An 18,632-nucleotide genomic window follows, 5' to 3' on the forward strand; every position below is an offset into this window, starting at 1 on the left:
TATGGGTCCCGGCCTTCGCCGGGACGACAGAGTGAGGCTCGTGCTCAAGATCTGAACAGCCGCGTATATTGCGTCTCGTGCCGCAGGCTGGCGAGGTCGGCGCGAAATGCCGCGCCGCCGACATCGTCCAACGTCGCATTCAGCGCACGATTCGCCGTCGCCGCAACCGCGGCTTCCAGCCTCACCAGCACGCGCTGGCTGTCGGTCTGGCCGAGCGGAATGAGCCGGCTGGCCGCGGAAATCCAGTTCGAGACCAGCGCATGCAGGAAGGCGTGCAGCGTCGGCGCCAGCGGCACGCCGTGCATCGCGGCGACCACGCCAACAGCAACTGGATAGACCAATGGGGTGCAGCATGCCGAAACCATGGCATCCAGCCCATCGGCATCCCATGCGGCGCGGGCGATGTCGATGAAGGCACGGCCCTGCGATGTCGTCTCCAGCTGCCGCTCGCGCGACGGCACGAAGGCCGCGGCGAGCTCTGCGATATCGCCCAAGGTGTCGCCCTCGCCCGCTTCAGTGGCGCGATAGGCGTGGACCAGAAACGTCGCATCGCAGAAGCCAGAGCCATCGCGAAGCATCGCATCGAGCCAGTCCGCCAGCGACGCGGTGTCGGCTATGTCGCCAGCCTCGACCGCCCATTCGATGCCGCTGGAGTAGGAAAAGCCCCCGACGGGAAATGCGGGCGACAGCCAGGTCATCAGCCGGTAAAGCGCCGCCGCCTCGCGCTCCGCGAGGTCGCGGGCCGCGAGCGGCTCATTTGTGGTCATGAGCATGCTTGTGGCCGTGGTGATGATCGGGGTGATCGCAATGCTCGTCGTGGTGGTGAGAGTGACCGTCGCCATGTGCGGCATGATCATGGTGGTGATCATGACCGTGATGATCATCGTGGCCATGATCGTGATGCGCGTGGCCGTCGTGTCCATGCGCATGACCGGCATCGGCATAGGCGCCGCCTTCGGGATCGAACGGCGCCTCGATCTCGATCACGCGTGCGCCGAGGCCCTTCACCATGGCTTCGATGACGTGGTCGCGGCGGATGCGCAGGCCCTTGGCCATGATCTGCGTCGGCAGATGGCGATTGCCGAGATGCCAACCGACGCGAATAAGGTGGTGCGGATCGTGGCCGCGGATCTCGAGCAACGGCTCGGGCGCGGCGACCACCTCGATCAGCCGGCCGTCCTCCAACACCAGCGCATCGCCGCCGCGCAGCGCGACGGCATTCTCCAGGTCGAGCAGGAATTCGAGCCCCCGCGTCCCCGTCATCGCCATGCGGCGGCGGTGTCGATCGTCAAAATCGAGCACGACCGTATCCGCCGGCGCTTCCGCGAAGCGGTGTTGTCCCCTGACCTGCGTCGCCCGGATCATGCGCTTTTGCCCGTTACCGTGTCTCGACCTTCTCCGGCGTGATCACTTCGATCTTCGGTGGCGCCGTAAAACACTTCACCGCGACGCGGCCGAACGTCTTCATGTGCTCCATGGCGCGATGCGGCACCAGCGCCTCGGCATTCTCCCACTGCTCGACGAACACCATCTTGGCGGGATCGGTAACGCTCTCATGCAGATCATAGGCGATGTTGCCGGGCTCTTTCCGCGTCTCCTTGATGCAGGCGGTGGCGGCTGCAATGAATTCGGCGCGCGTTTCGGGCTTGATGGTCAGGGTGGCAACGACGTAGATCACGAGAAATCCTCCCGGCTTTTCTTCTGGGCTTCAGATACCGGGCGGGACCTTAGACCAAGCGCGATCGAACGCAAAACCCGGAAAAGCTGCTCCCGGATATGCGGCCAGGACATGTTCCTGAGACATGCGTCGAGGCGCTATTTCAGTACATGAAATATCGCTGCGCCATCGGCAGCACCTCGGCGGGGGCGCAGGTCAAGAGCTCGCCGTCGGCGCGGACCTCATAGGTCTCCGGATCGACCTCGATATTGGGCGTGGCGTCGTTGTGGATCATGCTCTTCTTCGAGATCCTGCCGCGGGTGTTCTGGACCGCATAGAGCTTCTTGTCGATGCCGAGCTTTCGCGCGAGGCCACCGGTGATCGCGGCCTTCGAGGTGAACACCACCGAGGATGCGGTCATCGCCTTGCCGAAGGCACCGAACATCGGCTGGTAATGCACCGGCTGCGGGGTCGGAATCGAGGCGTTGGGATCGCCCATGGGAGCCGCGACGATCATGCCGCCCTTGACGACGCAATCCGGCTTGACGCCGAAGAAGGCCGGCGACCACAGCACGAGATCGGCGAGCTTGCCCTTCTCCACCGAGCCGATCAGCTTCGAAACGCCATGGGCGATCGCGGGATTGATCGTGTATTTGGCGATGTAGCGCTTGACGCGGAAATTGTCGTTGTCCTTGCCCTTGTCCTGCGGCAGCGAGCCGCGCTGCTTCTTCATCTTGTCGGCGGTCTGCCAGGTCCGGATGATGACCTCTCCCAGGCGGCCCATGGCCTGGGAGTCCGACGAGATCATGGAGAGCGCGCCAAGATCATGCAGGATGTCCTCGGCCGCGATGGTCTCCTTGCGGATGCGGCTTTCGGCAAACGCCAGATCTTCCGCGATCGAGGGATCGAGATGGTGGCAGACCATCAGCATGTCCAGATGCTCGTCGATGGTGTTGCGCGTGAAGGGCCGCGTCGGGTTGGTCGAAGACGGGAGCACGTTCTTCAGCCCCGCGACCTTGATGATATCGGGGGCGTGACCGCCGCCGGCGCCCTCGGTGTGAAAGGCGTGGATGGTGCGGCCCTTGAAGGCCTTGATGGTATCCTCGACAAAGCCGGATTCATTCAGCGTGTCGGTGTGGATCATCACCTGGATGTCGTAGTCGTCGGCGACCGACAGGCAGGTGTCGATCGCGGCCGGCGTGGTGCCCCAGTCCTCGTGCAGCTTCAGCGCACAGGCGCCGGCCTTGATCATCTCGACCAGCGCGGCGGGCCGCGAGGCGTTGCCCTTGCCGGAGATGCCGAGATTGACCGGAAATGCGTCGAACGACTGGATCATCCGCCCCATGTGCCACGGCCCCGGCGTGCAGGTGGTGGCGAACGTGCCGTGCGAGGGCCCGGTGCCGCCCCCTAGCATCGAGGTGACGCCAGACATCAGCGCGTGCTCGATCTGCTGCGGGCAGATAAAGTGGATGTGGCTGTCGAAGCCGCCGGCGGTGAGGATTTTGCCTTCGCCGGCGATCACGTCGGTGCCGGGGCCGATGATGATGGTGACACCGGGCTGGATGTCGGGATTGCCGGCCTTGCCGATGCCGGCGATCATGCCGTCCTTGATCGCGACGTCGGCCTTCACGATGCCCCAGTGATCGACGATCAGCGCATTGGTGATGACGGTATCCGCCGCGCCCTGCTTGTTGGTAACTTGCGACTGGCCCATGCCGTCGCGGATCACCTTGCCGCCGCCGAACTTCACTTCCTCGCCGTAGGTGGTGAAATCCTTCTCGACCTCGATGATGAGGTCGGTGTCGGCCAGCCGCACCCTGTCGCCGGTGGTCGGACCGAACATGTCGGCATAGACGGAACGCTTTATTTTGACGGACATCACAAGCCCCGTTTGCGTTTGAATTTGGGATCGGTGCTCACAGCGAGGTCCTCGCTGTGAGCACCATGTCGTCGAATGTCATATCGAGCCAAGAGTTGGCGCCGCGGCAACCGGCGACAACCTGCTCGGCCCAGTCGGTGTAATCGACGAGGTCGTCACGTTCCTCGGCCGTCGGATCCGAATGTACGCGCGCGCCGATATTGCTGATCTTGTCGGCGATCTTGATCAGCCTGGCGCCAGCCGATTTTTTCGGTGCGTCGAGCACCTGACGCCGCCGCCGCTCCGGCTTAGGCAGGCTCATATCGTCGGTGCACTCGTCGACAAGCGACGCGACACGGTCAGAGAATTTTTGCGCGAGCTCCTCGCGCGTGGTGTCGGTGTCCTCGATCGCATCATGCAGCCAGCCGGCGGCAACGAGTTCGGCGTCGGCGCCGTCTGTCGCAGTGGCAAGCAGGTTCGCGACCTCGGTGAGGTGGTTGATGTAAGGCTCATGACCGCGGCCCTTGCGCGCCATCCCGTTGTGACGGCGCGCGGCGAGTTCGGCGGCTTCGGAAACGAGGCGGACAGGTGACAGCATGGCAAAGTCCTCCGTTTTCGCCTCAACCATGCCGCGCCACGCTCGTTCCTGTGGATTTCACAGCTTCCCCATCACGTCGCCGCGGAAGCCGTAGATGGTCTTCTTGCCGGCCACCGCGACGAGCTGGACGTCGCGGGTCTGGCCGGGCTCGAAGCGAACGGCGGTGCCGGCGGCGATGTCGAGGCGCATGCCGCGGGCTTTCTTGCGGTCGAACTTCAGCGCCGGGTTGGTCTCGAAGAAATGATAGTGCGAGCCGACCTGGATCGGGCGGTCGCCGGTGTTGGCAACCGTCAGCGTCACGGTCTTGCGGCCGGCATTGAGCTCGATCTCGCCGTCCTGGATGAAGAGTTCGCCGGGGATCATTCTATCCTCCTCGTCATTCCGGGGCTCGCGCAGCGAGAACCCGGAATCTCAATCAACAACCTCTGGATTCCGGGTTCGCCCTTCAGGCGCCTCGGAATGACGAATTCAAAACTACCTGATCGGCTCGTGGACGGTGACGAGCTTGGTCCCGTCCGGAAAGGTCGCCTCGACCTGGACGTCGTGGATCATCTCGGGAATGCCCGGCATCACCTGGTCGCGGGTGAGAACCTGCGCACCCGATTGCATCAACTCGGCGACGGTGCGGCCATCCCGCGCGCCTTCGAGGATGAAGTCGGAAATGATTGCGATCGCCTCGGGATGGTTGAGCTTGACGCCGCGATCCAGCCGGCGGCGGGCCACGATCGCCGCCATCGAGATCAGAAGCTTATCCTTTTCGCGGGGAGACAGGTTCATACAAAATCTCTTCCGTTCACTTCGTCAATTCAACCAGAGCCGCGGCAGCGCCGCACCGGTGCGCGCCAACACGGCCATCATGTCGGCGCGCAGGCGCGCCGCATCTTGGGCACAGAACCGCGCCATTGCAAAGCCATTCCAGGCGGATATCCCGACCTCGCCGACGAAGGATTCCGACGCCTCGCGGATGCGCTCGATCAGGGCCTCGTCGCCGGGCACGATCAGCGCCGTCCCGATCGCAGCGCCGCCCTTCGCCGTCGCCGATCGCGCAAGCTTTGCGCCGATATTGCCGTCGAGCCTGACGGTCTCGGCGAACACCAGCCTGCCGCCACGACGCAGCCGCCAGCGGTCGACGAACTCGCCCTGCGCCATCCGTTCACCCATCGCGGTACGGCCGAACACCACGATCTCGCACAGCAGGAGCGAGGCAGTCGCATCGAGGTCTATGTCGAAGCGACGGCGTACGCGCGCCCGGTCGAACAGGATAGTCTCCTGCGGCAGCCAGCCGAGATGCGCGCCTGCGGCAACCTTCAGCGCTATATTGAGCTCCGCCGCCTGCCCTGGCGCGCGATAGACCTTTTCCGCGGCCGCCGTCGTCAGCGTCAGCTTCGAACCATCTGCGGCGGCGATCTCGATGTCGAAGCGATCGCCGCCGGCGACACCGCCGGCCGTGTTGACGAACACGCCGGAGAGCCCTTCGTCCTCCGGCGAAGGGAAGCGTACGCGCAGGGAGCCGGACTCATGCAAGATCCCGCGACGCGTCACACCGTCGCGCGCGTGGACGTCGAAGCGCACCGCGCCGCGGGCACGGTTGGCGTCGAACACCGAAGATGTCGCTGAAACGTCGCTGCGCATCCGCCTCCCCAGCCGGTCGCGGCAGAATGGCCTACAGCGCCATCTGGCGGCTGATTTCGCTCGCGTCGAGATTGGAGCGGTCGCAGGTGAACTTCACCGCGCCGCGATCCATCACCGCAAAACTGTCGCCGAGTTCGCAGGCAAAGTCGAGATATTGTTCGACCAGCACGATGGCGATGTTGCCGAGGTTGCGCAGGTACGAGATGGCACGGCCGATGTCCTTGATGATCGAGGGCTGGATGCCCTCCGTCGGCTCGTCGAGCAGCAGCAGCTTTGGCCGCATCACCAGCGCGCGCCCGATCGCGAGCTGTTGCTGCTGGCCGCCGGAGAGATCGCCGCCGCGCCGTCCGAGCATGGATTGCAGCACCGGAAACAGTGAGTACACGTCGTCCGGAATGTGCTTGTCCTCGCGCCTGAGCGGGCCGAAGCCGGTCTTGAGATTCTCCTCGACCGTCAGAAGCGGAAATATCTCGCGCCCCTGCGGCACGAAGCCGATGCCCTTGCGCGCGCGCTCATAGGGCTTCAGGCCCGTGATATCACTGCCGTCGAGCACGATCGCGCCCGAGGAGATCGGGTACTGCCCGACCATGGCGCGCAAGAGCGAGGTCTTGCCGACGCCGTTGCGCCCGAGCACGCAGGTGACCTTGCCGGGCTCGGCCGCGATCGATACGCCGCGCAGCGCCTGCGCCGCGCCGTAGAACAGGTTGATGTCCTTGACCTCAAGCATCGCTCACCGCCCCAGATACACTTCGATGACCCGCTCGTTGGACGAGACCTGGTCGATGGTGCCTTCCGCGAGCACGGTACCCTCGTGCAGGCAAGTGACCTTGACGCCGAGCTCGCGCACGAACGTCATGTCGTGCTCGACCACCATCACGGTGTGGGTCTTGTTGATTTCCTTGAGAAGCTCGGCCGTAAGATGCGTCTCGACGTCGGTCATACCAGCGACGGGCTCGTCGACGAGAAGCAGTTTCGGATCCTGGGCGAGCAGCATGCCGATCTCGAGCCACTGCTTCTGGCCGTGGCTGAGGCTGCCCGCGAGACGGTTGCGGGCATCGGTGAGGCGGATCGTCTCCAGCACCTTGTCGATCTGTTCGGATTCCGCCCGGCTGCCGCGCCAGAACAGCGTGCCCTTGACGCTGTGGTCGACATTGAGCGCGAGCAGCAAATTGTCCTGCACGGTCTGGCTCTCGAACACGGTCGGCTTCTGGAATTTACGGCCGATGCCGAGCTCGGCGATACGGGTCTCGTCCAGCCGCGTCAGATCGGTGACTCCGTCAAACAGCACGGTGCCTTCGTCGGGCTTGGTCTTGCCGGTGATGATGTCCATCATCGTGGTCTTGCCGGCGCCGTTCGGGCCGATGATGGCGCGCATCTCACCGGGCTCGAGCGTCAGCGAGAGGTTGTTGATGGCGTGGAAGCCGTCGAACGAGACGTGCACGCCGTCGAGATACAGCATTGCGGAGGTCGCGCGGGTGTCCATGACGTTCATTGCACCTCCTCCGCCATTTTGGGTTCGGCGACGCCATCTTCGGCCGCGGCGCTCGCAATGGTCGCGGCGTCGCGCCTTTCCTTCGACGAGTCCCACCAGGCGTTGAAAGTGCCGACGATGCCCTTGGGCAGCAGCAGCGTTACCAGGATGAACATGGCACCCAGCATGAACAGCCAGTAGGGCGCGAGCATGCCGGAGGTGAAGAACGTCTTTGCGTAGTTGACGACGACGGCACCGAGCGCGGCGCCGACCAGCGTACCGCGGCCGCCGACCGCAACCCAGATCACCGCCTCGATCGAATTGCCCGGCGCGAATTCGCTCGGGTTGATGATGCCGACCTGCGGCACATAGAGCGCGCCGGCGACGCCGGCCATGCAGGCCGACACCGTGAACACGAACAGCTTGTAGGATTCGACGCGGTAGCCGAGGAAGCGCGTGCGCGATTCCGCATCGCGCACCGCGATCAGCACCTTGCCGAGCTTGGACGAGACGATGGCGCGGCAGATCAGGAAGCCAGCGATCAGCGCCAGGCAGCTCAGCGCGAACAGCGCGGCACGCGTGCCCTCGGCCTGCACGTTGAAGCCCAAAATGTCCTTGAAGTCGGTCATGCCGTTGTTGCCGCCGAAGCCGAAATCGTTGCGGAAGAAGGCAAGCAGCAGGGCGTAGGTCATCGCCTGCGTGATGATCGACAGATACACTCCCGTGACGCGGGAGCGGAAGGCGAGCCAGCCGAAGCAGAAGGCGAGCAGCCCCGGTACGATCAGCACCATCAGCGCGGCAAACCAGAACATGTCGAAGCCGTACCAGTACCAGGGCAGCTTCGAATAGTTCAGGAACACCATGAAGTCCGGCAGGATCGGGTTGCCGTAGACGCCGCGGCTGCCGATCTGCCGCATCAGGTACATGCCCATCGCGTAGCCACCGAGGGCGAAGAAGGCACCGTGGCCGAGCGAGAGGATGCCGCAATAGCCCCAGATCAGGTCGATCGAGAGCGCCAGGATGGCGTAGCAGACATATTTGCCCCAGAGCGCGACGAGATAGGTCGGCACTTGCAGGAACGAACCCGCGGGCAGCAGCAGGTTGGAGAGCGGGATGAGGATGCCGCAGGCCACGACGATGGCAAGGAAGATGGTCGCGCCGCGATCCAGCGATCGCGTCAGCATGTGAGGGGTCATGCTTCCACCGCACGGCCCTTGAGCGCGAACAGGCCGCGCGGCCGCTTTTGAATGAACAGGATGATGAGAACGAGGATGGCGATCTTGCCGAGCACGGCGCCGGCGACCGGCTCCAGGAATTTGTTGGCGATGCCGAGCGTGAAGGCGCCGACCAGCGTGCCCCAGAGATTGCCGACTCCGCCGAACACCACGACCATGAAGCTGTCGATGATGTAGCTCTGGCCGAGATTGGGGCTGACATTGTCGATCTGCGACAGCGCCACACCGGCGATGCCGGCAATGCCCGAGCCGAGTCCGAAGGTCAGCGCGTCGACACGCGAAGTCGCGATGCCCATCGAGGCCGCCATGCGGCGGTTCTGCGTCACCGCGCGCATTTCGAGCCCGAGTGCCGTGTAGCGCAGCATCGCGAGCAGAATGACGAACACCGCGAGCGTAAAGACCAGGATCCAGAGCCGGTTGTAGGTAATGGTGATCTGGCCGAGCTCGAACGCGTCGCTCATCCAGGAGGGGTTGCCGACCTCGCGGTTGGTCGGGCCGAACATGGTACGCACGGCCTGCTGCAGCACCAGCGACAGGCCCCACGTCGCCAGCAGCGTCTCCAGGGGACGGCCGTAGAGAAAGCGAATGATGCTGCGCTCGATCACGACGCCGAGTGCGCCCGCCACCAGGAAGGCGAGCGGCACGGCGATCAGCAGCGAATAGTCGAACAGGCCGGGATAGCGGGTGCGGATCACCTCCTGCACCACGAAGGTGGTGTAGGCCCCGATCATCACCATCTCGCCATGGGCCATGTTGATGACGCCCATCACGCCGAAAGTGATGGCAAGCCCGATCGCGGCAAGCAGCAGCACCGAACCGAGCGAGAGGCCGTACCAGGCATTCTGCACCATCGACCAGACCGCGAGCGAACTCTGGATCGAACCGATTGCGCTCGCCGCAGCCTTGGTCACCGAGGCCGGTTGGTCGCCCATGCCGGTGAGCAGCGCCATCGCCTCCTGGTCGCCGCGCGCCTTGATGGTGGCAACAGCTTCGAGCTTCTCGACCTCGGTGGCATCAGGCTTGAACAACAGGATCGCTGCGCGGGCGTCACCCAGCGCAACCTTGACGGATCGGTTAGTTTCCTTGGCGAGCGCGCCATCGACGGCTTCGAGCGACGTCTCCTCATGCGACTTGAAGACGGATTGCGCGGCCTGGAGCCGCGCTCCGATGTCCGGTGACTGCAGAGTCAGGCTGCCGATCGCGGCATCGACGCTGCGGCGCAGGCGGTTGTTGAGGCGGACCGCGCTTGCACTGTCGGGCACGCTGGCCACGGCCTGGCCGGTCGCGGCATCGATCGACTTGCCGTCGGTGCCGGTGACGTAAACCTTCTTGCTATCGGGGTCGGCCATGAGCCGGCCGTCCTGGAGCGCGCTGATGATCGGAAAGGCCAGCGTATTGCCGCTGCTTGCGACCACGCCGATCGCCTCTTCCGTGTCGGAATAATCATCGTTGGCGAATTTGGCGACCGCATCCTCGAACGGGCCGGCCAAGGCCGGCAGTGCGAACGCGATCAGGAACAACGAGAGCAGGAGCGAACAGAGGCGGGCGGACAAATTGGCTGGCACTGTGAAAGACCCCGGCAGAAAAGGGTGGAGAAGGCGGCGGGATCGCCGCCTTCTCCGATCGTGCAATGGAGCGTCAGATCCGGATCAGGAGCCCGAACCGAGGCACTTGTTGGTCTTGGTGTTGAAGTTACCGCACTTCTTGCCGACCCAGTCGCCGACCAGGTCCTTGGAGCCGTCGAGCTCCTTGGACCAGGCGTCGCCCGCGACAAGACCCGGGGTCTTCCACACCACGTCGAACTGGCCGTTGGCTTTGATTTCGCCAATGAACACCGGCTTGGTGATGTGATGGTTCGGAAGCATCTTGGAGGTGCCGCCGGTCAGGTTCTTGGCTTCGATGCCCGGGAGCGCATCGATCACCTTGTCCGGATCGGTCGACTTCACCTTCTCGACCGCCTTGACCCACATGTCGAAGCCGATCACGTGCGCTTCCATCGGATCGTTGGTCACGCGCTTCGGATTCTTGGTGTAGGTCTGCCACGCCTTGATGAACTTCTCGTTCTCCGGCGACTTGATCGACTGGAAGTAGTTCCAGGCGGCGAGATGGCCGAGCAGCGGCTTGGTGTCGATGCCGGCGAGTTCTTCCTCACCCACCGAGAACGCGACGACCGGGATGTCCTTCGCCTTGATGCCCTGGTTGCCGAGCTCCTTGTAGAAGGGAACGTTGGCGTCGCCGTTGATGGTCGAGACCACCGCGGTCTTCTTGCCGGCCGAGCCGAACTTCTTGATGTCGGCCACGATCGTCTGCCAGTCGGAATGACCGAACGGCGTGTAGTTGATCATGATGTCTTCCTGGGCGACACCCTTGGACTTCAGGTAGGCTTCCAGGATCTTGTTGGTGGTGCGCGGATAGACGTAGTCAGTGCCCGCGAGCACCCAGCGCTTCACCTTCTCGTCCTTCATCAAATAGTCGACGGCAGGGATCGCCTGCTGGTTCGGCGCGGCACCAGTGTAGAACACGTTGCGCTCGCTCTCCTCGCCCTCGTACTGCACGGGGTAGAACAGGATGCTGTTCAGCTCCTTGAACACCGGGAGCACCGACTTGCGCGACACCGAGGTCCAGCAGCCGAACACGACCGAGACCTTGTCCTTGGTGATCAGTTCGCGCGCCTTCTCGGCGAACAGCGGCCAGTTCGAAGCGGGATCGACGACCACGGCTTCGAGCTTCTTGCCGTTGACGCCGCCCTTCTTGTTCTGCTCGTCGATCAGGAAGAGGATGGTGTCCTTCAGCGTGGTTTCGCTGATGGCCATGGTGCCGGAGAGGGAATGAAGCACGCCGACCTTGATGGTGTCGTCCGCGGCCTTCGCACCAGAAATGGAAGCCAGACCAAGCATCAGTCCGGCGGTCGCGGCGAGAATGCCACGGCGGCTAAATGGCGCCGCTATATCGTGAGTGGATTTGCTATGCATGAGTGTCTCATCTCCCTGACGCAGACGTGAAAAACGCTGCGAAACGGCCCCAACGGCCGCCTGCGATTAACGGATTCGCAAGAACCGTGCCATGGATTTGGCACCAATCAAGCTACTGATATTGCTAATGAAATTGACAGAAAACGAAGTATCGCATGCGCTGCGCAGCCTAAACATTGAGCAATTCAAATGTATGCGAATGCGGCAGGCAGGTTATTTTATGAGCAAATTTGCCACTCTGGCTAAATTTCCAGCATAACTATTTCTGCACCGCGATCGCCGATTGTGTGGGGCGTGCCTTGAAAGCGCCGCCTCAATGTTCCATATGAAGTCGAGGTCTCCTGCGAATCAGGCGACCGTTGCGAGCCGCGTGTTCTTAAGCCCTTACGGGCGTCTGGCTTGCCCCATCCCATCAAGCCATCCGACACCCCAAACACGCAGGTGTCCCTCTCGACACCCTTTTGCGCGCGCCGCGCCGAATGCGCCGGGCGCCCGCTTATGACATGGAAAGAACCCATCTTTTGACTTCGTTTCAGGATTTCGGCCTCGCCGAGCCCATCGCCCGTGCTCTCACCGAAGAGAACTACGTCACCCCCACCCCCATCCAGGCCCAGACGATTCCGACCGCGCTGACCGGCCGCGACGTCGTCGGCATCGCCCAGACCGGAACCGGCAAGACCGCGTCCTTCGCGCTGCCGATCCTGCACCGCCTGCTCGAAAATCGCATCAAGCCGCAGCCGAAGACGGCCCGCGTCCTGGTGCTGTCGCCGACCCGCGAGCTGTCCGGCCAGATCCTCGACAGCTTCAACGCCTATGGCCGCCACATCCGCCTGTCTTCGACGCTCGCCATCGGCGGCGTGCCGATGGGCCGTCAGGTCCGCTCGCTGATGCAGGGCGTCGAGGTGCTGGTCGCCACCCCCGGCCGTTTGCTCGACCTCGTGCAGAGCAACGGGCTGAAGCTTGGAAGCGTCGAATTCCTCGTGCTCGACGAGGCCGACCGCATGCTCGACATGGGCTTCATCAACGACATCCGCAAAATCGTCGCCAAGCTGCCGATCAAGCGGCAGACGCTGTTCTTCTCGGCCACCATGCCGAAGGACATCGCCGAGCTGGCCGACGCCATGCTGCGCGACCCCGCCCGCGTCGCCGTGACCCCGGTCTCCTCGACCGTGGAGCGCATCCAGCAGCGCATTATCCAGGTCGACTTCTCCGCCAAGCCGGCGTTCCTCGCTCAGCTGTTGAAGCAGGAGCAGGTCAACCGCGCGCTGGTTTTCACCCGCACCAAGCACGGCGCGGACAAGGTGGTGAAGACGCTCGAGAAGGCCGGCATTCCCGCCAGCGCTATCCACGGTAACAAGTCGCAGAACCATCGCGAACGGACGCTTGCCCAGTTCCGCACCGGTGAAATCCGCACGTTGGTCGCCACCGATATCGCCGCCCGCGGCATCGATGTCGACGGCATCACCCACGTCATCAATTTCGATCTGCCCAACGTGCCGGAGACCTATGTGCATCGGATCGGCCGCACCGCGCGCGCGGGTGCCGAGGGCACCGCGATCTCGCTGGTCGCAGGCGGCGAGGAGCTCAGCTATCTCCGTGACATCGAGCGGCTGATCAAAGTGGCGCTGCCGCGTGAGGATCGCCGCACCGATGCCGGCCGCCGCGATGCGGGCCCTCCCCCGCAGCAGCAACGACAGGGTCGGCCGGGCCGCCCGGGCCAGCGTCCGCAAGGCGCAAGACATGGTGAGGGACGCCACGCTGACGGCCGCCGCGCCGACGAAAGGCATGCGGACGGGCGCCACCACAGTGCCGCCAAGCAGGGCGACGGAAGGCCCGGCAGTGGCCCGAAGGCAGCTCCTCGCGGCCGCTCCGGAGGCAAGGCGCATTCGTCGCCAAACGGCCGTCCGGAACAGCGTTCCGCGCATAGCGCCGGGGCGTCTGATGGGATACAAGGCGTTGCCTTTTTGCGCCGCGAGAGTCGGCCGAATGGCCAACCGACCCGCAAACCCCATTCGCACTAGCCGTCCACGACCTGGAGAAATTCATGGCTAAGGAAGAGCTGATCCAGTTCGAAGGACTGGTCACCGAAATCCTCCCCGACGCGCGCTACCGCGTGCAGCTCGACGCCGGACACGAGATCGTCGCCTACACCGCCGGCAAGATGAAGAAGAACCGCATCAAGACTCTGGCGGGCGACCGCGTGACGGTAGAGATGTCGCCCTATGACCTCGAAAAGGGCCGGCTGATTTTCCGCCACAAGGACGAACGTCCGAGCGGGATGGGCGGACCTCCGCGTCCCGGACAGCGTGGCGGTCAGTTCCGCCGCCGCTAGTCGGGGCCAGCGCGCGAGCGCAGACCCGAAATTCCGACGTGTATGCTGATCCGCCGTGACCATCACGGCGGATCAAAAAATCGTGCACGTCAGCATTGTTTTGGGGTTCTGTTTCCAATAAAATGAATTAATCGATTTTCGGCCGGACGACATTAGCATCCACCGGTACAGCCGGTTCAGACACGCTGACGACCCTTCCAAAAATTCGATCTAACCTGTCCGCGCAAGCGGGCTCTGACATTGTGTTATCTGAGAAGGGACTACCCCCATGAGCATGGGAACCGTGAAGTGGTTTAACGCGACCAAAGGCTTCGGCTTCATCCAGCCTGACGATGGCGGCCAGGACGTGTTCGTCCACATCAGCGCTGTGGAGCGTGCAGGACTCGGCACGCTGCGCGAAGGTCAGAAGATCTCCTACGAGATCGTGGCCGACCGCCGTTCCGGCAAGTCGGCAGCGGACAACCTCCGCTCCGCCGGCTGAGCTTGCCGCTTACGGCCCCGATCGGCTCAAGCGAACAAATCAACGAAAAGGCCGGGCGCGATGCCCGGCCTTTTTCATCCCGCTATCTGCTCGCAGACCTCAACACTACGGCTAACACGCTGCATTGTTGTAACGAACGCAGGTGACCTGGCGCGGCCGCGTGTAGGAGACATCGCTCATCGTGATGCCCGACTTCAGGACGAACTTGACGGAAGGCGTGTAGAGGTAACTTGCCTGACTGAAGATGAGGTAGGTCGACGGGATCAAGAGCGTCGGCGGAATCATCGAGGTGACCGTGGTACCAGCAGCCAGAGCCGGGGGCGGAGCCGTCAGCGTGGCCTGCGTCGCACCGTTGGCAATGGTGGCGGACTTGCTCCATTGGATCTTGGCGACACTGCTTGAATCGATTTTGATCTGAACCACCGTGCCGTTCACGAGCGTAGCGTCGTAAGGCATGATCATCGATATGCTTGCGGTGAACGTGTCCTGCATGTCGCCATCGTCGACCCCCGTCGACTGCGACGTCAAATCGGACAGAGTCCGTGCAATCATTGTGACTTTGCGATTGATCGCCACGGCCGATGAAAATTCGACCGTCCCGAAGAACATCACAAGCATCAGCGGCACGATGACCGCGAACTCGGTCGCCGCGATCGCACGCCTGTCGGCGAGGAAGCCGCGCACAGAGCTACGGGCATTCCTCCAGATATTCGCAATCGCCTGCATCGGTCCGCCCGGGTCCATCTGTCTCAGAAGGGTTCATTCTTGAAGGCCGCGGTCGCAATCAGCAGCCGCTTGTTGCCGCAGCCCATGTTGAAGCCAAGGCCAGTGACGAAGAGCGGCCACTGATAGAACAGCCGCACCACGACGACCTGGTTGGCGGCCCCGGCACTGTACTGCACGCCGGTTGGATTGAAGCTGCAGGAATTGCCATAATTCGTGAGGCTTAGCGCTCCGAACGAGTTTGTACTCACCACGTCGACGTAGAGCTTGCTGCAATCAAACAGAGCCGGGATCTGGCTGCAGACGTAAGCCTTGAACGTCGTTTGCGAGCAGGGTGTACTGACGCCGGAGACCGCGCAGGCCGTTAGCGTGCCGCCTTGCGCCTGCCCGGTCAGCAGCACGCGCGCAGAATTCTGCGAGGCACTCTCGAGCACCTGGCTCGCCAAGAACATCAGCGCCGACTCGATGATGGCGAACAGCAACGCGAAGAACATCGGCGCGACCAGCGCGAACTCGACGGCTGCGGAGCCGCGGCGGCTGCCACGAAACCGGCGCAACGTGGCGAGGAGCGTGAATCTCGTAGGTGCAGGCGAAGGCATCAAATTCCCCAGCAGCAGCAATCATCTGCCATGTTCAATAGCGGAAACTGATTGTTTAAGTGTTTCAGGCGATCCGCACCCGGCGGCCCGGGCCGTTAAGGCCGCGTTAACCGCGAACGACCCAGACCATGGAGACGAGAGCATGGAGACGAGGACGCGGAGAGAGAAACTCGCGCGCGTGCGGCGGGCGAGGACGATCCTTGCCCCGGCAAACCCGCCAATCAAACTCGCTGGTTGGTCTTACTTGGTTGGTCTTGGTCAGTTCGTCTTGGTCAATTCGTCTTGGCGCCCGCACCGGCACTGCCGCTGGCCGAGCTGCTCAACGAACCGGCCTGGCTCATCGCGCTGTTGAAGTAGGTGTCGCTGTCGCCGAGCGTCACGCGGCGCTGGCAAAGCGGCGCGCAGCTATAGGACTCGCGTTCGATCCCGCGATAGACGGTAACGAGCCGATCGCTCGGACCTTCGACCTGGATCTGGCGGTCGACCAGGATCTCGCCGCCCCGGTCGAGCGCGATGAAATTGGTGGCGCCATAACCCTTTCCGGTGACGACGATCATGCCGCCGGGCTGGAGCGTGACGTCGGCGATCAGGGGATTGCCGACCACGATGGTTGCCACCTTGCCAGGCAGTCGCACCAGCTTGGCCTGGTCGACATTGACGGCGATGGCATCGGCGGACTCGGCAACGACGGCAGCCGGCGATGCCAGCACCGCGGCCGCAACCAGAAGACAGACGCGCGCATGACGGCGCAGCAGTTGTTTACGCATACTCTTACCCCCGGGACGTCACAAACCGGCAGAAGCGATCAGATAACAGCCGAGCCGGTGCCCGACCCGGCTAACCTGCCCTCAATTCGTGAACGTTCCGCAAATTCGCCGACTATTGTTTGAACGGACTGGCGATTCGCGGCCCTCGAGAACCTAGCGGCGGAACGGATAGGCAAGCTGCCCTCCGATTTCCTTCGGCATGGTGGCTTCATCCTTGCCGTAATCCTGCGGCAGTTGCCCCTCAGGCATGCGGAAAGTGCCGAACAGCACGTCCCAGATCGGGAACGTGCCGGCAAAATTGGTGTCGCCGCCCTCTGCGAGCGCGGTGTGGTGCCAGCGGTGGAACACCGGCGTCGCCAGCACATATTTGAACGGCCCGAAGGTCCAGTTCAGGTTGGCGTGCACGAAGGCCGAATGGAAGGTCGTGAACGGGGCGAGCCAGACCATGGCGTTCGGCGAAATGCCGGCCATCAGCAGCACGACGTCGACCGCGATGGTACCGAGCACGAGATTGACGGGATGGAAGCGGGCCGCAGAAATCCAGCTGATCTCCTCCGAGGAGTGATGGATCGCGTGGTACTTCCAGAACCCGCCGCCGTGGAACAGCCGGTGCAGCCAGTACAGCATGAAATCGGATAGCACCAGGAACAGCATGGCCTGGACCCAGAGCGGCAATAGCGCCAGCGGGCCATGCCCGTTGTCGTAGAAGGCGATGAGCCCGTCGGCATCATGGATGTTGAAGACGAAGCTCGCACCGACGATCAGAAGGCCGATCCGCATGACGCGTGCGAACACCGGAACGACAAACCAGTAGCAGATGTCCGTGACGATCTCCCGCTTGCGCCACCAAGGCACGCCGGGATTGCAGGCCCAGACATGCTCCAGCACGGTGAAGACCACCGCGAGTGCGAAGGTCGTGGGGATCACCTTCGCGATGGTCTCGCCGAGCATCAGGGCGATTTCCATGGGCAGGCTCGACATTGTCGCCTCTCTTGCGAATTGCTGGTCCCGCCTACGCGTACTCCCCCAAATTTAAGGGACGGTGAAGCCGGTGCTGCGCTTGCTGCACATCCGGAACCGGAACGAATTGCGGCTGGTTGCCTTAAGGGGAAATTCACTCTGGCCAGCGGCAAGCGGGTTTGCCCGATCGAATTAACTCTCCCGAAAGAGCTCGGATCTCATGGTCGTTGCGTCAAGCACAGCGCCGAACGAGGCGATCCCACCCCAGATGGAGTTTTGTTCATGAAGAACCTGATTGCGCGTTTCGCGAAAGATGAATCCGGCGCCACCGCCATCGAATACGGTCTGATCGCCGCCGGCATCGCGCTGGCCATCATCACCGTCGTCAACAATCTCGGCACCACGCTGAACGCCAAGTTCACCTCGATCAGCAGCTCGCTGAAGTAGGCGATCGACGAACGACTGCAAAAGCCCCGGGCCTCCGGGGCCTTTGTTTTTCAGACGGCGAGTTACAGTGGCGTTCAGCAAGTACAGAACCGATGCCGCGGTCGCGGCAAACGCGGCGGAGGCGGCGCAGACCGGCTCGCCGGCTTACTGGGTCTGTCTGGCACTGCTGCTTGCGACCGTCGCGCTCGCCGCACGCATCGCCTGCCTCTGGTGAGCACGCATTCGGCTGGTTCCGCCCCTCGAGACCGCCGCCGCCGTTTTCGGTTTGTTTAGCACTGCCGGCTAGAATCCGGCGACGCCAGCTCCGCGGCAAACCCAGGCCTCATGACGCAGCCCATGATCCTCGACCTTGCGCGCCTTCTGCTCTTCCCGGCCCTGATGGCGTTTGCCGCCGCAAGCGATCTCTTCACGATGACGATCTCGAACCGCGTATCGCTGGCGCTGGTCGCCGGCTTTTTCGCGCTCGCTCTCGCCGGTGGCATGGCACCTTACGAGATGCTGAGCCATGTCGGCGCCGGCGCGCTCGTCCTGGTCGTGGCCTTTACCTGTTTTGCGATGGGCTGGGTCGGCGGCGGCGATGCCAAGGTGGCGGCCTCCGTCGCGCTTTGGTTCGGGTTCGCACAGCTGATGAACTTTCTGCTCTACGCCTCGCTGTTCGGCGGGGCGCTGACGCTGCTCCTGCTCCAGTTCCGGCAGTGGCCGCTGCCTTACGGGCTGGCGGGCCAGACCTGGCTCGCGCGGCTGCACGCCAAGGAGAGCGGCATTCCCTACGGCATCGCGCTCGCACTGAGCGCGCTGATGGTCTACCCGGAGACCGAATGGGTGAAGGCGATCGACCTCGCTCACCTCGCATTGCGCTGAACGCATCGGGTAAACCCGGCGTTAAGGCGATTTAGATAC

Annotated in this window: 23 protein-coding genes; 6 read left to right on the plus strand and 17 right to left on the minus strand. The window is 63.3% G+C overall.

Features of this window, described 5'->3' with window-relative positions; translation table 11 throughout:
- Positions 1-44: 44 nt before the first annotated feature.
- The 13 genes from AC0L2J_RS20685 to urtA form a co-directional block, all read right to left on the minus strand.
- Entirely contained in the window at positions 45-773 is a 729-nt protein-coding gene (locus AC0L2J_RS20685; RefSeq protein ID WP_473248291.1) for an urease accessory protein UreF, read from the minus strand.
- Positions 754-1,365: an urease accessory protein UreE gene (locus AC0L2J_RS20690; RefSeq protein ID WP_473393706.1), complete on the minus strand. Its 612-nt coding sequence runs from the start codon at positions 1,363-1,365 to the stop codon at positions 754-756. The genes AC0L2J_RS20685 and AC0L2J_RS20690 overlap by 20 nt, the downstream gene beginning before the upstream one ends.
- A gap of 13 nt (positions 1,366-1,378) precedes the next feature.
- Positions 1,379-1,678 (minus strand): putative quinol monooxygenase, encoded by a 300-nt coding sequence (locus AC0L2J_RS20695; protein ID WP_007599815.1) that lies wholly within the window; start codon positions 1,676-1,678, stop codon positions 1,379-1,381.
- Between the two features lie 142 nt (positions 1,679-1,820).
- Complete coding sequence (gene ureC / locus AC0L2J_RS20700; RefSeq protein WP_007605426.1) at positions 1,821-3,536, minus strand: urease subunit alpha; 1,716 nt, start codon at positions 3,534-3,536, stop codon at positions 1,821-1,823.
- Positions 3,537-3,573: 37 nt separating this feature from the next.
- On the minus strand, positions 3,574-4,113 hold the full coding sequence (locus AC0L2J_RS20705; RefSeq protein WP_473393710.1) for an HD domain-containing protein: 540 nt from the start codon (positions 4,111-4,113) through the stop codon (positions 3,574-3,576).
- 57 nt (positions 4,114-4,170) lie between these two features.
- Entirely contained in the window at positions 4,171-4,476 is a 306-nt protein-coding gene (locus AC0L2J_RS20710) for an urease subunit beta (protein ID WP_007599812.1), read from the minus strand.
- A gap of 111 nt (positions 4,477-4,587) precedes the next feature.
- Complete coding sequence (locus AC0L2J_RS20715; protein WP_473393714.1) at positions 4,588-4,890, minus strand: urease subunit gamma; 303 nt, start codon at positions 4,888-4,890, stop codon at positions 4,588-4,590.
- Positions 4,891-4,914: 24 nt separating this feature from the next.
- The gene (locus AC0L2J_RS20720) at positions 4,915-5,745 is read right to left on the minus strand and encodes an urease accessory protein UreD (RefSeq protein ID WP_473393717.1); all 831 of its coding nucleotides are present in this window, start codon (positions 5,743-5,745) and stop codon (positions 4,915-4,917) included.
- 31 nt (positions 5,746-5,776) lie between these two features.
- A complete protein-coding gene (gene urtE, locus AC0L2J_RS20725) occupies positions 5,777-6,472 on the minus strand; it encodes an urea ABC transporter ATP-binding subunit UrtE (protein WP_007605420.1) in 696 nt (231 codons plus the stop codon).
- 3 nt (positions 6,473-6,475) lie between these two features.
- On the minus strand, positions 6,476-7,237 hold the full coding sequence (gene urtD / locus AC0L2J_RS20730; protein WP_027515450.1) for an urea ABC transporter ATP-binding protein UrtD: 762 nt from the start codon (positions 7,235-7,237) through the stop codon (positions 6,476-6,478).
- Positions 7,234-8,412, minus strand: coding sequence for an urea ABC transporter permease subunit UrtC (urtC, locus tag AC0L2J_RS20735; RefSeq protein WP_063994681.1), 1,179 nt, complete (start codon positions 8,410-8,412; stop codon positions 7,234-7,236). The genes urtD and urtC overlap by 4 nt, the downstream gene beginning before the upstream one ends.
- Complete coding sequence (gene urtB, locus AC0L2J_RS20740; protein WP_473393719.1) at positions 8,409-10,016, minus strand: urea ABC transporter permease subunit UrtB; 1,608 nt, start codon at positions 10,014-10,016, stop codon at positions 8,409-8,411. Before urtB ends, urtC begins: the two co-directional genes overlap by 4 nt.
- Before the next feature lie 84 nt (positions 10,017-10,100).
- A complete protein-coding gene (urtA, locus tag AC0L2J_RS20745) occupies positions 10,101-11,423 on the minus strand; it encodes an urea ABC transporter substrate-binding protein (RefSeq protein WP_473248250.1) in 1,323 nt (440 codons plus the stop codon).
- A gap of 479 nt (positions 11,424-11,902) precedes the next feature.
- On the opposite strand from urtA, the gene AC0L2J_RS20750 reads away from it, so the two are divergent.
- From AC0L2J_RS20750 to AC0L2J_RS20760, 3 genes are all read left to right on the plus strand, one after another.
- The gene (locus AC0L2J_RS20750) at positions 11,903-13,444 is read left to right on the plus strand and encodes a DEAD/DEAH box helicase (RefSeq protein WP_050992548.1); all 1,542 of its coding nucleotides are present in this window, start codon (positions 11,903-11,905) and stop codon (positions 13,442-13,444) included.
- A 23-nt stretch (positions 13,445-13,467) separates the two neighbouring features.
- A complete protein-coding gene (gene infA, locus AC0L2J_RS20755; protein ID WP_007599789.1) occupies positions 13,468-13,755 on the plus strand; it encodes a translation initiation factor IF-1 in 288 nt (95 codons plus the stop codon).
- A gap of 268 nt (positions 13,756-14,023) precedes the next feature.
- A complete protein-coding gene (locus AC0L2J_RS20760) occupies positions 14,024-14,236 on the plus strand; it encodes a cold-shock protein (RefSeq protein WP_007599788.1) in 213 nt (70 codons plus the stop codon).
- Positions 14,237-14,347: 111 nt separating this feature from the next.
- On the opposite strand, the gene AC0L2J_RS20765 is transcribed toward AC0L2J_RS20760, so the two are convergent.
- The 4 genes from AC0L2J_RS20765 to AC0L2J_RS20780 all read right to left on the minus strand — a co-directional run bounded on the left by AC0L2J_RS20765 (position 14,348) and on the right by AC0L2J_RS20780 (position 17,306).
- On the minus strand, positions 14,348-14,962 hold the full coding sequence (locus AC0L2J_RS20765) for a TadE/TadG family type IV pilus assembly protein (protein WP_035974676.1): 615 nt from the start codon (positions 14,960-14,962) through the stop codon (positions 14,348-14,350).
- 23 nt (positions 14,963-14,985) lie between these two features.
- A complete protein-coding gene (locus AC0L2J_RS20770) occupies positions 14,986-15,558 on the minus strand; it encodes a TadE/TadG family type IV pilus assembly protein (protein WP_007605404.1) in 573 nt (190 codons plus the stop codon).
- A gap of 272 nt (positions 15,559-15,830) precedes the next feature.
- A complete protein-coding gene (locus tag AC0L2J_RS20775; protein ID WP_007605403.1) occupies positions 15,831-16,325 on the minus strand; it encodes a pilus assembly protein N-terminal domain-containing protein in 495 nt (164 codons plus the stop codon).
- A gap of 153 nt (positions 16,326-16,478) precedes the next feature.
- Entirely contained in the window at positions 16,479-17,306 is an 828-nt protein-coding gene (locus AC0L2J_RS20780) for a sterol desaturase family protein (RefSeq protein ID WP_007605401.1), read from the minus strand.
- A 261-nt stretch (positions 17,307-17,567) separates the two neighbouring features.
- Between AC0L2J_RS20780 and AC0L2J_RS20785 the strand changes: the two genes are divergently transcribed.
- From AC0L2J_RS20785 to AC0L2J_RS20795, 3 genes are all read left to right on the plus strand, one after another.
- A complete protein-coding gene (locus tag AC0L2J_RS20785) occupies positions 17,568-17,732 on the plus strand; it encodes a Flp family type IVb pilin (RefSeq protein ID WP_007599783.1) in 165 nt (54 codons plus the stop codon).
- A gap of 67 nt (positions 17,733-17,799) precedes the next feature.
- On the plus strand, positions 17,800-17,946 hold the full coding sequence (locus AC0L2J_RS20790) for a hypothetical protein (protein WP_007605397.1): 147 nt from the start codon (positions 17,800-17,802) through the stop codon (positions 17,944-17,946).
- A 122-nt stretch (positions 17,947-18,068) separates the two neighbouring features.
- Positions 18,069-18,593 (plus strand): A24 family peptidase, encoded by a 525-nt coding sequence (locus AC0L2J_RS20795; RefSeq protein ID WP_035974674.1) that lies wholly within the window; start codon positions 18,069-18,071, stop codon positions 18,591-18,593.
- Positions 18,594-18,632: the final 39 nt, after the last annotated feature.

Source organism: Bradyrhizobium sp. MV1.5, assembly GCF_055807615.1.